A 15,868-nucleotide genomic window follows, 5' to 3' on the forward strand; every position below is an offset into this window, starting at 1 on the left:
GCCCACCCCGTTCCCACCCCGTGCGAATTCGAGGAGTACCCGCCCCGTGTCCCGAACAACCCTCCGGCGGGGGGCCGTCGCCGCACTCTGCGCGGCGCTGCTGCCCGTCGTCCCGGCGGCCTCCGCGGCCGCGTCGCCCCGGCCACCGGCCCCGCCCTCGGACGCCGCGCTGGCCAGGGAGCCCGCCCGGCACGACCTGACCCGCGAGCAGTTCTACTTCGTGCTGCCCGACCGCTTCGCCAACGGCGACTCCTCCAACGACCGCGGCGGGCTCACCGGTTCACGCCTGGACACCGGCTACGACCCCACCGACAAGGGGTTCTACCAGGGCGGCGACCTCAAGGGCCTCACCGGGAAGCTCGACTACATCAAGGGCCTCGGCACCACCGCCATCTGGCTCGCCCCGATCTTCAAGAACCGGCCCGTCCAGGGCACCGGCAAGGACGCGTCGGCCGGCTACCACGGCTACTGGATCACCGACTTCACCCAGGTCGACCCGCACTTCGGGACCAACGCCGAACTGGAGAAGCTGATCGACAAGGCCCATGCCAAGGGCATGAAGGTCTTCTTCGACGTCATCACCAACCACACGGCCGACACCGTCGACTACGCCGAGAAGGAGTACGGCTACAAGCCCAAGGGCGCCTACCCCTACCTCGACAGGAACGGCCGCCCGTTCGACGACAGCCGGAAGATGGCGAAGGTCGACCAGGACGCGTTCCCGTACACCCCGAAGACCACGGCGAACGCCGGTACCAAGAAGCCGTCCTGGCTCAACGACCCCACGATGTACCACAACCGGGGCGACTCGACCTTCGCCGGTGAGTCGGCCGAGTACGGCGACTTCTCCGGGCTCGACGACCTGTGGACCGAGCGGCCCGAGGTCGTCACCGGCATGGCGGAGATCTACGAGAAGTGGGTCCGCGACTTCGACATCGACGGCTTCCGCATCGACACCGTCAAACACGTCGACCTGGACTTCTGGACCCAGTGGGCCACCGCGCTGGACACCTACGCGGCCGAGCGGGGCCGGGACGACTTCTTCATGTTCGGCGAGGTGTACTCCTCCGACACCGCGATCACCTCGCCCTACGTCACCCGGGGGCGGCTCGACGCGACGCTCGACTTCCCGTTCCAGGAGGCCGCCAGGCAGTACGCCTCCCAGGGCGCCCCGGCCTCGAAGCTCGCCGCCGTGTACCGCGACGACTACCGCTACACCACCGACAAGGCCAACGCCTACGAGCAGGTGACCTTCCTCGGCAACCACGACATGGGCCGCATCGGCACCTTCCTCAAGCAGGACAACCCGAAGGCCGACGACGCCGAACTGCTCAAGCGGGCCCGACTCGCCAACGAGGTGATGTTCCTCGCGCGCGGCAACCCCGTCATCTACTCCGGCGACGAACAGGGCTTCACCGGCGCGGGCGGCGACAAGGACTCCCGCCAGCCCCTCTTCGCCTCGAAGGCCGCCGACTACCTCGACGACGATCAGATCGGCACCGACCGCACGCACGCCACGGACGCGTACGACACCGGCCACCCGATCTACCGCTCCATCGCCCAGCTCTCCCGGCTCACCGAGGAACACCCGGCGCTGCGCGACGGCGTACAGACCGAGCGCTACGCGGAAGGCTCCGTCCACGCCTTCTCGCGCACCGACACCGAGCGGCCCAACGAGTACGTCGTCGCCACCAACAACGGCACCGGACCGCGGACCGTCGAGCTGGCCACCGAGTCCGCGCACATGAACTTCCGTACGCTGTACGGCGGTTCCGGCACGGTCCGCAGCGGCGGCGACAAGAGGATCACCGTCACCGTGCCCGCGCTCTCCAGCGTCGTGCTGCGCGCCGACAAGCCCCTCGGCTCCCCGGACGCCCGGCCCACGATCACCCTGAAGGCGCCCGCAGCCGGAGCCACCGGCACCGTCGAACTGACCGCGGGCACCGGCGGCGGACAGCTCGACCGGGTCGTCTTCGCCGCCCAGACCGGCGACGGCAAGTGGCGCACCCTCGGCTCCGCCGACCACGCCCCGTACAAGGTCACCCAGCACCTGGACGCCTCCGTGAAGGCCGGGACGACGCTGCGGTACAAGGCCGTCGTCGTGGACCGCGCCGGGCGCACGGCCAGTGCGCTCGCCTCGACCACCGCGGGCCAGGCACCGCCCGCCGAGAAACCCGTCGCCGTCGAACGCGACTACGCCGTCGTCCACTACAAGCGCGCGGACGGCGACTACGAGGGCTGGCAGCTGAAGTCCGGCGACACCTCCGCCGACTTCGTCGGACGCGACGCCTACGGCGCGTTCGCCTGGATCAAGCTCGCCGAGGGCACCTCCTCCCTCCCGTACACCGTCGAGAAGGCCGGAACCGCGGACGGCCCGCCGCGCACCGTCGACCTCGCGAGGACCGGACAGGTCTGGATCGAGCAGGGCAAGGACGGCCAGAGCACCGAGGCACCCGAAGCACCCGGTCAGGACACCACCAAGGCCGTCCTCAACTACCACCGGGCCGACGGCGACTACGACGGCTGGGGGCTGCACACCTGGACCGGGGCCAAGAACCCCACCGACTGGTCCAAGCCGCTCCAGCCGGTGAAGAAGAACGCCTACGGCGTCACCTTCGAGGTCCCGCTCACCGACGGCGCCACCTCGCTCAGCTACATCCTGCACAAGGGTGACGAGAAGGACCTCCCCAGCGACCAGTCACTGGACATCGCCACCCACGGGCGTGAGGTCTGGATGCTCGGCGGGCAGCCCGGCTATCTGCTGCCGCAGGCCGGCGGCGTCCCCACCCCCGACCTCACCAAGGCCGAAGCTCAGTGGATCGACTCCGGCACCGTCGTCTGGAAGGTGAAGGCCACCGGCGCCACCAGCCAGCAGCTCGTGTACGCCGCGGACGCCCCGATCTCCGTCGTCGACGGCGCCCTCTCCGACGAGGGCCGGTGGCTGCGCCTGCGTACCGCCACCCTCACCGACGCCCAGAAGGCGAAGTACCCGCACCTCAAGGACTACCCGGCGTTCACCGTCGACGCCCGCGACCGGGACCGGGTCCGCGCATCCCTGCGCGGCCAGCTCATCGCCACCCAGCGGGCCGCGAACGGCGCCCTGCTCGCCGCCACCGGAGTGCAGACCGCCGGTGTCCTGGACGACCTGTACGGGAAGAACGCGAGCGGCGCCGCCCTCGGGCCGGTCTTCCGGCACGGCACGCCCACCCTGTCGCTGTGGGCACCCACCGCCCGTACCGTCTCCCTCGAACTCGACGGCCGCACCGTCCCGATGCGGCGCGACGACCGCACCGGCGTCTGGTCGGTCACCGGCAAGAAGAGCTGGAACGGCAAGCCCTACCGGTACGCCGTGCGGGTCTGGGCGCCCACGGTGCGCAAGACCGTCACCAACAAGGTCACCGACCCCTACTCCACCGCCCTGACCACCGACTCCGCCCGCAGCCTCGTCGTCGACCTCGCCGACCCGAAGCTGGCCCCGCGCGGCTGGTCCGGCCTGAAGAAGCCCGCCGCCGTACCGCTGCGCGACGCCCAGATCCAGGAGCTGCACATCCGCGACTTCTCGATCGCGGACCGCACCTCCAAGCACCCCGGCGAGTACCTCGCCTTCACCGACACCCGGTCGAACGGCATGAAGCACCTGCGGCGGCTCGCCGACGCGGGCACCAGTTATGTGCACCTGCTGCCCGCCTTCGACATCGGGACGATCCCGGAGAAGAAGTCGGACCAGCGGGCACCCGCCTGCGACCTGTCCGTGTACGCCCCCGACTCCGAGGAACAGCAGGAGTGCGTCGCGAAGAGCGCCGGTAAGGACGCCTTCAACTGGGGCTACGACCCGCTGCACTACACCGTCCCCGAGGGCTCGTACGCCTCCGACCCCGACGGCACGAAGCGCACCGTCGAATTCCGCCGGATGGTGCAGGGCCTCAACGGCTCCGGACTGCGCACCGTCATGGACGTGGTCTACAACCACACCGTCGCCTCCGGCCAGGACGACAAATCCGTCCTCGACCGCATCGTGCCCGGCTACTACCAGCGGCTCCTGGAGGACGGCACCGTCGCCACCTCGACCTGCTGCGCCAACACCGCGCCCGAGAACACCATGATGGGCAAGCTCGTCGTCGACTCGGTCGTCACCTGGGCCAAGGAGTACAAGGTCGACGGCTTCCGCTTCGACCTGATGGGACACCACCCCAAGGCCAACATCCTGGCCGTGCGCAAGGCGCTGGACAAGCTGACCCCTGCCAGGGACGGCGTCGACGGCAAGAAGATCATCCTGTACGGCGAGGGCTGGAACTTCGGCGAGATCGCGGACGACGCCCGCTTCGTCCAGGCCACCCAGAAGAACATGGCCACGACCGGCATCGCCACCTTCTCCGACCGGGCCCGCGACGCCGTCCGCGGCGGCAGCCCCTTCGACGAGGACCCCGGCGTCCAGGGCTTCGCCAGCGGTCTCTACACCGACCCCAACACCTCCCCGGCCAACGGCACCACCGCCGAGCAGAAGGCCCGGCTGCTGCACTACCAGGACCTGATCAAGGTCGGCCTCACCGGCAGCCTCGCCGACTACACCTTCACCGACAGCACCGGCCGTACGGTCAAGGGCTCGGCCGTCGACTACAACGGGGCGCCCGCCGGATACGCCGCCGAACCCGGCGACGCCCTCGCCTACTCCGACGCCCACGACAACGAGACGCTCTACGACACGCTCGCCTTCAAGCTCCCGGCCGGCACCTCGGCGGCGGACCGCGCCAGGATGCAGGTCCTGGCGATGGCGGCGTCCACCCTCTCGCAGGGGCCCTCCCTCTCCCAGGCGGGCACCGACCTGCTGCGCTCCAAGTCCCTGGACCGCAACTCCTACGACAGCGGCGACTGGTTCAACGCCCTCCACTGGGACTGCCGGGACGGCAACGGCTTCGGACGGGGCCTGCCACCCGCCGCCGACAACAAGGACAAGTGGTCGTACGCGAAGCCCCTGCTGACCTCCGCCGCCCTCACCCCGGGCTGCGCGCAGATCGACGGCGCCTCCGCCGCGTACCGGGACCTGGTCACCATCCGGGCCACCGAGAAGGAGTTCGGTCTCACCAGCACCGAGCGGGTCCAGGCGGCACTGTCCTTCCCGCTCTCCGGCAAGGACGAGACACCCGGCGTGATCACGATGCGCCTAGGCACACTCGTGGTCGTCCTCAACGCCACCCCCGCCGCCGCGAGCCAGCACCTCCCCGCCCTCGCCGGCACCGCCTACGCCCTGCACCCCGTCCAGGCGACGGGCGCGGACTCTACCGTCAAGAAGGCCACGTACGAAGAGAAATCGGGCAGCTTCACCGTCCCAGGAAGGACGGTCGCCGTCTTTTCGACGCGCTGACCCCGACAGGTCTACGGTGACGGCATACGTCGGCGAAGGAGCCGCGAAACAGCTGGACACCGTGCGCATCCGGCCCTGCCGCTCCGGCCGGTCCCGGTTCCGCCCCCGCTCGGGGAACGGGGCCGGGACCGGCCGGAGCGGGCAGCGAGGGCGCTGCCGGGCATCCGCTGCCTCACCGGCGGACCCTGCCCCAGCGCGCCGGAGGGTGATGAGGACCATGGCGGGAAACCTTCCCGAGGAGACGAGCAGCTTCGTCGGGCGGAAGGCCGAACTCGCCCGGCTGGAACGGGCCCTGGCCACCCACCGGCTGACCACCCTCACCGGCCCCGGCGGCGTCGGCAAGACCCGGCTCGCCGTCCGGGGTGCCCGGCTCGCGGCGGACCGCTACCCCGACGGCGCCTGGTGGGCCGACCTCTCCCCGCTCTACGACGACAGGCTGCTGATCCCCACCGTCTCGGACGCGGTCGGGATCGCCGACCACACGCTGAGGATGCCCGTCGACGCACTGTGCGAATGGCTCGTCGACAAGCGGCTGCTGCTCGTCCTCGACTCCTGCGAACACCTGCGCGCCGCGTGCGGCCATCTGCTGGGCGAGGTCCTCACCACCTCGCCCGGCCTGACCGTCCTGATCACCAGCAGGCAGCCGCTGGGCACCCGGGGCGAATTCCTGCTGGACGTACCCCCGCTGCCGGTCGACGGAGCCCCCGACGCCCTGCGTCTCTTCGAGGACCGGGTGCGGGCCGTCGACCCCGGGGCCACCTTCGACGCACCGGGCGAGGCCGCGGCCGTCGCCGAGATCTGCCGCCGCCTCGAAGGCATCCCGCTCGCCATCGAACTGGCCGCGGCGGGCACCGCCGCGCAGAGCGTCGAGCAGATCGCCGCCCGTATCGGCTCCCGCCTGGACACCCTCAGCGACGACTCGCCGCGGCCGCGCCGCCACCGCGCCCTGCGCACCACCATCGGCTGGAGCCACGAACTCTGCACCCCGCTGGAACGCCTCCTGTGGGCGCGTCTGACCCCGCTGCGCACGGCCTTCGACGAGGAGGTCGCCCGCGAGGTCTGCGCGGCGGGACCGCTCACCCCGGACGGCGTCGGCGAGGCACTGCGGGGTCTGGTCGCCAAGTCCGTCGTGAAGCAGGACGGGGAGCGCCACCAGATGCTGGACACCCTGCGCGAGTACGGGCGGATGTGGCTCGCCGAACTCGGTGAGGAGCGGGCCGCCGCCGACCGGCACGCCGCCTGCTTCCTCGGCCTCGCCCGCCGCGCCCACGCCGGCTGGACCGGTCCCGAGCAGGTCTCCTGGTACCACCGGATCGCCGACACGCACCTCGACCTGTGCGCCGCACTCGACCATCTGCTCGCCCACGACATCCGTGCGGCCCAGGAGATGACCGGCCGGGTCGGCTTCTTCTGGAGCTGCTGCGGGCACCTGTCCGAGGCCCGCGCCTACGCCGAGAGGGCCCTGGCGGCGGGCCCGGCCGTTGGTCCCGACCGGACGAGGCTGCAATGGGTGCACGGGGTCGCGGCCCTGCTCCAGGGCGACTTCGCGACCGCCGAGCGGCTGGGCAGGCACTGCGTGGCCGAGGCCACGCGCGACCGGGACGACGAGGGCCTGCTCAGCGCCACCTATCTGTCCGGCCTGAACCACCTCATGATCGGACAGCCCAGGGCGGCCCTGGACGAGGTCGGGCGGGTGCTCCGGCACACCGGGGCGGCCCCCGCCGAATCCGCCTACCGGCTGCGCTGCCGCCTCATCACCGTCTTCGCCCTGACGGCCCTGGGCAGGCTCGCCGAGGCCGCGGAAGGCGCCGCACGCCTGCGGACCCTCTGCCAGGCGCAGGACGAGTACTGGATCCGGTCCTACGTCGACTACCAACTCGCCCTGATCGCCCTGTTCCAGGGCCGCCCCGGGGAATCCGCCAAGCACGCCCGGTCGATGCTCGCGGGCAAGCACCGGCTCGGCGACAGCTTCGGCGTCGCCCTCGGTCTGGACATCCTCGCCGCCGCCGTCGCGGCCCAGGGCGCGGGTGCCCAGGCGGCCAGGATCTACGGCACCGGGCAGGCGTACTGGCGGATGGTCGGCCACCCGCAGCGCGGCACACCGGAGCTCGGTCCGGTCCGCGAGACCTGCGAGCGGCAGGCGCGTGAGGCTGTGGGTGACGCCGCCTACCAGCGCGCGTTCGAGCGGGGGGAGACGGACAACGCGGAGGTCGGACTGGCCTCCGCCCTCCAGAGCGAGCTGCTGACCTGAGGGGGGGCGGGGCTGACCTGACGGGAGCGCGCCGCTGACACGGTGGGAGCGGGCCGCTGACCTGACGCGAACGCGCCGTTGATCCGACGGGTGGGCCGCCCCTTGTGCGGGCCCGACGATCAACGTAAAGGTGGATTCCGACAACCGGCAGGACCGGCCCCGCCACCCACTGCCCCCCGCACCTCAGGAGCGCTTGATGCCGCAGATCACCGTCGACTACTCCGCCGAGCTCGACGACGCCTTCGACCGCCGCGGCTTCGCACTCGCCCTGCACCCGCTGGTCGCCGAGACGGTCACCACGAAGATCCCCAACTGCAAGACCAGATTCCGCCGGGTCGAGGACTCCGTGGTGGGCGACGCCCCGACCGGTGACGTCATCGTCCATGTCTCCATCGGCATGCTGGCGGGCCGCACCCCGGAGATCAAGAGCCGGCTGACCGCGTCCGTGCTCGATCTGCTGAGCGGCTATGTGAAGCCCACCGAAGGGCTCGCCCTGCACACCTCCGCCGAGACCCGCGACCTCGACCCGTCCTACCGCAAGAGCTGACCCGCGTGTCGCGCTACGGCAGTCGCTGCGGGGGCACGGCGGGCGCGGCGAGTACGGCGGGCGCGGCGGGCGCCAGGGCGGAGAGCCGAACCAGCAGCTCGCCGAACGGGCCGTCCGCCGGCTCCTGGGCGAGGACCCGCAGCACGATGCCCGCCATCTCCTGGTCGTACGCGGCACTGACGGCGGCCAGCGCCGCGAAGTCGTGCACCAGCTGCATCTCCAGCTCGGCCCGCGGAACCCGGCGGCCGTCGAGCCAGATCAATGCCGTCGCCTCGGCCAGTGACACCCAGGACCGTACGACCAACTCCAGTCGTGCGGGCGGCACTTCGACGCCCAGATGGGCGATGATCTGCTCGTAGGCGGCCTGCCGCACCCCGTCGATCATGGCGTTCGCCGTCGAGGAGCCGACCGCGGGCCCGCCGCGCATCAGCGCCCAGAATCCCGGCCCGTGCTCGTCCACGAAGTCGAAGAACCGGCCCATCACCCGCAACAGCCGTGCGCCCAGGGGGCCTTCCAGTGGCTCCAGGAAGCGGGCCGCCAGCTCGTCGGCGGCCCGCCGCAGCGCCGCCTCGTACAGGCTCTGCTTCCCGGGGAAGTAGTGGTACACCAGTGGCCGCGAGATGCCCGCGGCGGCGGCGATCTCGTCGATCGACACGTCGTCGGGGGAGCGGTGGCTGAACAACTCCAGCGCGACGCCGATCAACTGCTGCCTGCGCTCATCGACGCCCATCCGGCGCCGCACCCCGGTCGTCATGTCACCAGCCTATCCGGGGCGGGCCGCGGAGATCGCCGGGGCCTGTCCATGGACCGGGGCCCTACAGGTCCAGTACCAGACGCTCGCCGCGGCAGCGGGAGACGCAGATCAGCATCGAGTCGTCGCGCTCGGCGTCCGTCAGAAGCTCGTCGCGATGCTCGACCTCGCCCTCCAGAACGCGCTGTTGGCACGTTCCGCAGAAGCCCTGTTCGCAGGAGTACGAGACGGACGGCAGTTCCTCGCGCACGGCGGCGAGCACCGACTGACCGGCGGCGACCCGCACGGTGCGGCCCGAGCGGTGCAGTTCCACCTCGAAGGAGCCGCTGCCCGCCGCGCCGGACGCCGCCGGGGCGAAGCGCTCCAGGTGCAGGGTGCAGCCGTCCGGGAGCGCGGCGGTGACCGCGTCCATCAGGGGCTCGGGTCCGCAGCAGTGGACCGCGGTGCCGGGTGCCGTCCCCGCCAGGAACGCGGCGGCGTCCGGGTGGCCCGCCTCGTCCCGCGCGACGACGCTCACCCGGTCGCCGTCCGCGCCGAGCTTCTCGATCTCGTCCAGGAACGGCATCGAGGCGCGGGACCGGCCGCCGTACAGCAGCCGCCACGGGGCACCGGAGGCGGCGACGGCGCGCAGCATCGGCAGGACGGGGGTGATTCCGATGCCGCCCGCGACGAACACGTACGCGGGCGCGTCGGCCAGCGGGAAGCGGTTTCGGGGGCCGCGGATCTCGACCTCCTCGCCCTCGTGGAGCTGGGCGTGCACCTCCTGCGAGCCGCCCCGGCCGCCTTCGACCAGCCGGGTCGCGACCGTGTACGTACCGGGGTCGGCCGGGTCGCCGCAGAGGGAGTACTGCCGCACCAGGCCGGACGGCAGCACCAGGTCCAGATGCGCGCCGGGCTCCCAGCGCGGCAGGTCGGGGCCCTCCAGCCGGAGCTGGACGACGCCGTCGGCGGCCATGGTCCGCTCGGTGACCAGCAGCCGCCGGGTGACGGTGGAACGGCGCCCTGAGCGGCCCGATACCGGTTCCGCCAGGGCGGGCATGGGCCAGAGCGGGGACTTCGCGATGCGGTGCCGCAGGGCCCGCCGGGCGAGCAGGGCGGCGCCGGTGGCCAGGACGACGGTGCGCAGGCGGGGCAGGGCCATGGGTCAGGGGGTTCCCGTCGTACGGGCCTCGGCGGCCAGCGCCGCGGGCGATTGGGCGAGATAGTCGACGGCCTGGGCCGTGCTGCCCTCCTGCGAGGGGTGGTAGGAGCGGCTCAGATAGCTGGGGACGGACCGCAGTATGGCCCCCGTGCCGGGCAGCGTGCCCTGCTTGCCGCTGGCGTGGTACGCCTTGAAGGAGGCTTTGCCGTCGAGCAGACTCGGGTCGTTCTCCATGAAGAAGCGGACGCCGCGCTGCCACAGGAAGATCAGTGCGGAGAACGCCGTCGCCCAGGTCCGCAGCCGCCGCCGGTAGCCGCCGTCGACATGCATGAACACGTCGAAGGCCACGGACCGGTGCTCGACCTCCTCGGCACCGTGCCAGCGCAGCAGGTCCAGCATCGTCGGGTCGGCGCCCCGCCGGTCCAGGGCCTCGGCGTTGAGGATCCAGTCGCCGAGGAACGCGGTGTAGTGCTCGATCGCGGCGATCGTCGCCACCCGCTCCATCAGCCACCACTTCGAGGCCCGGCCGGGCGGCAGCGTCCGGTCGCCGAGCAGCTTCTCGAAGAACCAGTCGACCTGGGCGGTGTACGGGGTGGGGTCCAGGCCCAGCCGCTTCAGATGGGGCAGCACATCGTCGTGGGCCTGCGAGTGCACGGCCTCCTGGCCGATGAACCCGATGACGTCCTGGCGCAGTTGCTCGTCCTGGATGTACGGGAGGATCTGCCGGTACACCCGGATGAACCAGCGCTCCCCGGCAGGGAGCAGCAGATGGAGCACATTGATGGTGTGCGTGGTGAACGGGTCGCCCGGCACCCAGTGGAGGGGAGTCCGGTCCCAGGTGAACGAGACCGGGCGGGCCTTGAGCGGCGTCCGTTCCGACGCGACCGCCGCTGGCTGCGTGTTAGACATACTGTCAATGTACTGACGGGTATGCGGGGGGAACAGGGGCGTGCGGGGAATTTTCGTGTACGGGGTCCCGGGCGGTCCGTACCTGGGCCTCCGCCGGACGGGGCCGCTGGGTGATGATGACCGTATGACGAATACTTCGCGTGCGCGTTCCTTCGACGCGGCGGCCGCCGCCTACGCCGCGAGCAGGCCCTCGTACCCACCCGTACTCCTGGACGCCGTAGAGGAGTTGGCCGGGTTCGCGCTGGCCGGTGCGCGGGTCGCGGACATCGGCGCGGGCACCGGGCTGGGCACCGCGCTCCTGCACGCGCGCGGGAGCCGGGCGGTGGCCGTGGAGCCCGGTGACGGGATGGCCGAGGAGTTCCGCCGCAGGCTCCCCGAGGTGCCGGTCGTCCGGGGCGACGGCAACCACCTGCCGCTGCGGTCGGGCTCCGTCGACCTGCTCACCTATGCCCAGTCCTGGCACTGGACCGATCCGGACCGTTCGGTCCCGGAGGTCCGCCGGGTCCTGCGGCCCGGCGGGGCGCTCGCCCTGTGGTGGAACGACTCCGACCCGACCGTGCCGTGGATCGGCGAACAGGACGCCCGGCTGCGGGAGTTCTTCGGGGCGGCCGAGACCCGGTACGACGAGCGGGCCCGGTTCCGCGGCCTGCCGGACGGGATCGGGTTCGGCACCCGTCGGCTGCCCTGGACCCGTCGGGTACCGCTCGAAGTGCACCTTGCCAACCTCGGCAGCTACTCCGACTTCCTGGTCGCCGACCAGGAGGAGGTACGGGGCTTCCTCGCCCGGGAGCGCGAGCTGCTGGCGGGCGTCTTCCCGGACGGCACCGTGGAGGAGACGTACGTGGTCAGTCTGGCCGTGGCGCGGCACTGAGCCGCCGGGGGACTCCCGGGCGTCACCGGGCCGACCGGGGGCTGCGGAGCCGATAGGTGGGATCTCTGTGGTGGGCACCCTTCCCGTGTGCCCCTCCATGCGGCAGCATGCGCATGTCGGTACCCGAGAGATCCGACCAATCCTGGTCGGGAATGGGAGGGAACCATGGCACGACGCACCCGTGTGCTCAGCGCGCTCGCACTGGCGGCGGCGACCGCGCTCATCCCCGTACAGGCAACCGCACAGGCAAGCGCACAGGCGGCCGGGCGGCCGGCCGGACCGGCGCAGGCGCAGCGCTCCGCACCGCCGGCCGGACCCTGCACCGCGCCCGTGAAACCCGCCTCGCAGCTCGCCGTCGAGGCGTGCGACAGCCCGGAACGGATCATCGAGAAGGCCGCGAACATCGTCCCCACCCGCGGTCAGCTCGCCTGGCAGCAGCGGGAGATCACCGCCTTCACCCACTTCGGGATGAACACCTTCACCGGGCGAGAGTGGGGCTCCGGCACCGAGGACGAGAAGCTCTTCGCCCCCGGCGACATCGATGTCGACCAGTGGATGCGCGCCTACAAGGCGGCCGGTGCCGAGCAGGTCATGCTCACCGCCAAGCACCACGACGGCTTCGTCCTCTACCCCAGCCGCTACACCGACCACTCGGTGGCGCTCAGCCCCGGCAGCCCCGACGTCGTCGGCGCCTACGTCAAGGCCGCCCGCCGGGCGGGGCTCAAGGTCGGCCTGTACCTCTCGCCCTCCGACGGCGCCGAACTCCCGCACGCCTGGCACGCCCAGTGGGTCGAGACGATCCGCGAGAAGCAGGCCGAGGGCAAGCCGCTGAGCCTGCCCGAACGCGTCGCCCTGGAGGACGGCGACCGCGCCCCGGCAGGCGAGGGCCGCTTCGGCAACGGCAGCGCCGTCACCGAGCGCACCATCCCCACCCTGGTCCCGGGCGACGACCGCGCCGACGCCGTCAGGCGCGGCAAGCTGCCCACCTTCACGGTGCGGGCCGACGACTACGACGCGTACTACCTCAACCAGGTCTATGAGCTCTTCACCGAGTACGGGCCGATCGAGGAACTGTGGCTGGACGGCGCCAACCCCTGGTCCGGCTCCGGCATCACCCAGAAGTACGACGTCAAGCAGTGGTTCGACACCATCAAGGCCCTCTCGCCGAACACCGTCGTCTTCCAGGGCCCGCAGGGCGTGCGCTGGGTCGGCAACGAGAACGGCGTCGCCCGTGAGACCGAGTGGAGCGTCACCCCGCACACCACCGACCCCTGGACCGGACTCGGCAGCCTGCCCAACGACTCCACCGACCCGGACATCGGCTCCCGCGACCGGATCCTGGCCCCCACCACCAAGTACCTCCAGTGGTACCCGGCCGAGGCCGACGTGTCCAACCGCCCCGGCTGGTTCTACCACCCCGAGCAACAGCCCAAGACCCCGGCGCAGTTGATGAACCTGTACGAGAAGAGCGTCGGCCGCAACGCCTCGCTCCTGCTGAACGTGCCGCCCGCCCCGGACGGCCGGATAGCCGACGCGGACGTCGCCTCGCTCACGGCCTTCGGCAAGGCGGTGCGCACCACGTACGGCACCGACGTACGCAAGCGGGGGCCGGGGCCGTACACCTTCGACCGCGTCGCCGTCCGCGAGGACATCCGGCGCGGACAGCGGGTGGAACGGTTCGCCGTGGAGGCCCGGATCGACGGGTCCTGGCAGCGGATCGCCGAGGGCACCACGATCGGCCACCGGCGCATCCTGCCCCTGCCCGCACCGGTCACCGCGACGGCGGTACGGGTGAGGGTCCTCGCGTCCCGGGCCGCACCGCACCTCGGCGCGACCACCCTCCACCTGGGCGCGACAGCCCCCGGTCTCGGCGCGACCGCCCGCGGTCCCGGTGCGACGGCCGGCACTCTCGGCGCCACGGCCCCTCAGGAGCCGCCCCGGTCGAGGTAGGCGAGCACCGCGAGAACGCGGCGATTGTCGTCGTCCGACGGCGGCAGCCCGAGCTTCCCGAAGATGTTCGAGGTGTGCTTGGCCACCGCCCGCTCCGTGATCACCATGTGCGAGGCGATCGCCGCGTTCGAACGGCCCTGGGCCATCTGCTCCATCACCTCGCGCTCGCGCGGGGTGAGACCGCCCATCGGCTTGTCCTGCGAGCGGCGTGACAGCAGCTGCGAGATGACCTGCGGATCCATCGCCGTACCGCCCGCCGCGACCCGGCGGACCCCGTCGATGAACTGGTCCGCGTCGAAGACCCGGTCCTTGAGCAGATAGCCGATGCCGCCGTTGCCGTCCGCCAGCAGCTCACGCGCGTACAACTGCTCCACGTGCTGCGACAGCACCAGCACCGGAAGTCCGGGCCGCGCCCGCCGGGCGGCCAGCGCGCACTGGAGGCCCTCGTCCGTGTGGGACGGCGGAAGCCGGACGTCGACAACGGCGACGTCCGGCTTCAACTCGGCCAGGGCCCGGGTCAGTTCGGGACCGGTCTCCACAGCCGCGGCGATCTCGAAATCGTAGGCTTCCAGCATGCGCACCAGACCGTCGCGCAACAGGAAGAGATCTTCGGCTAGGACAACTCGCAAGGGATCTCCATGGTCACCATGGTGGGACCGCCCGCTGGGCTGCTGACGGCCAGTACGCCGTCGAATGTACCGAGTCGGCGTTCGACTCCGCTCAGCCCCGAGCCGGAACCGATCGCCGCACCGCCCCTGCCGTTGTCCGTCACGGAGACGCGCAGCATCCCGTCGGCGTGATGCAGGTCCACCCAGAGCCGGTCGGCGCCCGAGTGCTTCACCGCGTTCGTCAGGATCTCGCTGACCGCGAAGTACGCCGCCGACTCCACCGGTGCCCCGGCCCGCCCGGTCAGCTCGACATGCACCTCGGACTCGGTCGGCAGCCGCAGGGCCAGCGCCTTCACCGCGTCGCCGAGCCCCCGCTCGGCCAGTACCGGCGGATGGATGCCCCGGACCAGATCGCGCAGCTCGGTGAGGGCCTCGGCGGAGGACGCGCGGGCCATCGCCAGCAGCTTCTTCGCCTGGGCCGGGTCCTTCTCGACGAGCGCCTCGATGGTGCCCAGGTTCATGCCCATGGCGACCAACCGGGCCTGGGCGCCGTCGTGCAGATCCCGCTCGATGCGCCGCAGTTCGGACGCCGCCGTGTCCACCGCCTCGTGACGGGTCTCGGTGAGCCGGTCGATGCGCTGCGCCAGCTCCTGTTCATGGGTGGGAGCGAGGACCGAGCGGGCGAGCACGAAGTGCAGACGCAGCAGCGGTTCGCTCACCCTCAGCCCGATGGCGAACAGCGCGATGCCCAGGGCGACGGCGGCCAGCGCGGACGCCTGGCTGTCCACCGGCACGAATCCGTACCAGTACGCGTCGTCCCGGAACACCCGCCACAGCCCCGCCGCCAGGACGAGCGACTCCAGCGGGTAGATCATCAGCACGGCGGACAGGACCGACACGACGTATCCGGCCGTCATGTCGACCAGCAGCCATTGGAGGTCGCGCCAGGTCGCCGGGTCCTTCAGCATCAGCATCGTGCGCTCCACCTGGCCGGTGAAACCCGGGCGCACATCCGGCGGAAAGGGCCGGTACGGCACCGGAATACGGACGTCCGACCAGGTGACCGCCCACAGCCGGCGCTGATTGGCGTGCTTTCGCACCGCTTCGAGCACCGGGGGAGTGGTGACGAGCCCGATGCCCAGCACGATGAAGGAGATGGAGAGCACCGACAGCACGAACAGGGTGATCGACCCCACCAGACCGACGAACGAGAGCGCGAAACCGCGTCCCGCCGCCCGCATCGGCGGCCGTATCCGCTCCAACATCGCGTTCATGGTGGTATCTCCCCTCACGGGACCCGAGCAGGTCCCGGTCCGAGGACAGTCTCACCCGGGGGGCGCCGCGGGCGTGAGCCGGTTCGCCACCCGCGCGGGGGTGTACCTGGCACCACCCCCTGACCTCGCCCTACGGCTCGGGCAGTGGGTGCTTCGACGGCTGGGGAGGGCGGCCCGCCGTCCCTAGATTCGTCAGCGTCTTGT

10 protein-coding genes are annotated in these 15,868 nt (G+C 71.6%); 5 read left to right on the forward strand and 5 right to left on the reverse strand.

Annotated features, from left to right (window positions below; genetic code table 11):
* Positions 1 to 46: 46 nt before the first annotated feature.
* The 3 genes from pulA (at position 47) to OG413_RS21100 (ending at position 8,160) form a co-directional block, all read left to right on the forward strand.
* Positions 47 to 5,362: a pullulanase-type alpha-1,6-glucosidase gene (pulA, locus tag OG413_RS21090; RefSeq protein ID WP_266807730.1), complete on the forward strand. Its 5,316-nt coding sequence runs from the start codon at positions 47 to 49 to the stop codon at positions 5,360 to 5,362.
* A 217-nt stretch (positions 5,363 to 5,579) separates the two neighbouring features.
* The gene (locus tag OG413_RS21095; protein ID WP_266807732.1) at positions 5,580 to 7,613 is read left to right on the forward strand and encodes a regulator; all 2,034 of its coding nucleotides are present in this window, start codon (positions 5,580 to 5,582) and stop codon (positions 7,611 to 7,613) included.
* 196 nt (positions 7,614 to 7,809) lie between these two features.
* Complete coding sequence (locus OG413_RS21100; RefSeq protein WP_266807734.1) at positions 7,810 to 8,160, forward strand: 5-carboxymethyl-2-hydroxymuconate Delta-isomerase; 351 nt, start codon at positions 7,810 to 7,812, stop codon at positions 8,158 to 8,160.
* Between the two features lie 13 nt (positions 8,161 to 8,173).
* Here the strand turns inward: OG413_RS21100 and OG413_RS21105 are convergent, their stop codons facing one another.
* From OG413_RS21105 to OG413_RS21115, 3 genes are all read right to left on the reverse strand, one after another.
* Positions 8,174 to 8,914, reverse strand: coding sequence for a TetR/AcrR family transcriptional regulator (locus OG413_RS21105; RefSeq protein ID WP_266807736.1), 741 nt, complete (start codon positions 8,912 to 8,914; stop codon positions 8,174 to 8,176).
* Positions 8,915 to 8,975: 61 nt separating this feature from the next.
* Positions 8,976 to 10,052: a PDR/VanB family oxidoreductase gene (locus OG413_RS21110; protein WP_266807737.1), complete on the reverse strand. Its 1,077-nt coding sequence runs from the start codon at positions 10,050 to 10,052 to the stop codon at positions 8,976 to 8,978.
* 3 nt (positions 10,053 to 10,055) lie between these two features.
* Entirely contained in the window at positions 10,056 to 10,961 is a 906-nt protein-coding gene (locus OG413_RS21115; protein WP_266807738.1) for a metal-dependent hydrolase, read from the reverse strand.
* A gap of 124 nt (positions 10,962 to 11,085) precedes the next feature.
* Between OG413_RS21115 and OG413_RS21120 the strand changes: the two genes are divergently transcribed.
* Both OG413_RS21120 and OG413_RS21125 read left to right on the forward strand, forming a co-directional pair.
* Positions 11,086 to 11,832 carry a class I SAM-dependent methyltransferase gene (locus OG413_RS21120; RefSeq protein WP_266807739.1) on the forward strand — a complete coding sequence of 249 codons (747 nt, stop codon included), beginning with the start codon at positions 11,086 to 11,088 and terminating at the stop codon, positions 11,830 to 11,832.
* A 165-nt stretch (positions 11,833 to 11,997) separates the two neighbouring features.
* Entirely contained in the window at positions 11,998 to 13,782 is a 1,785-nt protein-coding gene (locus OG413_RS21125; RefSeq protein WP_266807741.1) for an alpha-L-fucosidase, read from the forward strand.
* Here OG413_RS21125 and OG413_RS21130 read toward each other — a convergent pair.
* Both OG413_RS21130 and OG413_RS21135 read right to left on the reverse strand, forming a co-directional pair.
* Positions 13,758 to 14,411: a response regulator transcription factor gene (locus OG413_RS21130; RefSeq protein WP_073725064.1), complete on the reverse strand. Its 654-nt coding sequence runs from the start codon at positions 14,409 to 14,411 to the stop codon at positions 13,758 to 13,760. The two genes, OG413_RS21125 and OG413_RS21130, sit on opposite strands and share 25 nt — an antisense overlap.
* Positions 14,396 to 15,664, reverse strand: coding sequence for a sensor histidine kinase (locus OG413_RS21135; RefSeq protein WP_266807743.1), 1,269 nt, complete (start codon positions 15,662 to 15,664; stop codon positions 14,396 to 14,398). The genes OG413_RS21130 and OG413_RS21135 overlap by 16 nt, the downstream gene beginning before the upstream one ends.
* Positions 15,665 to 15,868 lie beyond the last annotated feature (204 nt).

The sequence above is a fragment of the Streptomyces sp. NBC_01433 genome, assembly GCF_026340105.1.
Taxonomy (GTDB): Bacteria; Actinomycetota; Actinomycetes; order Streptomycetales; family Streptomycetaceae; genus Streptomyces.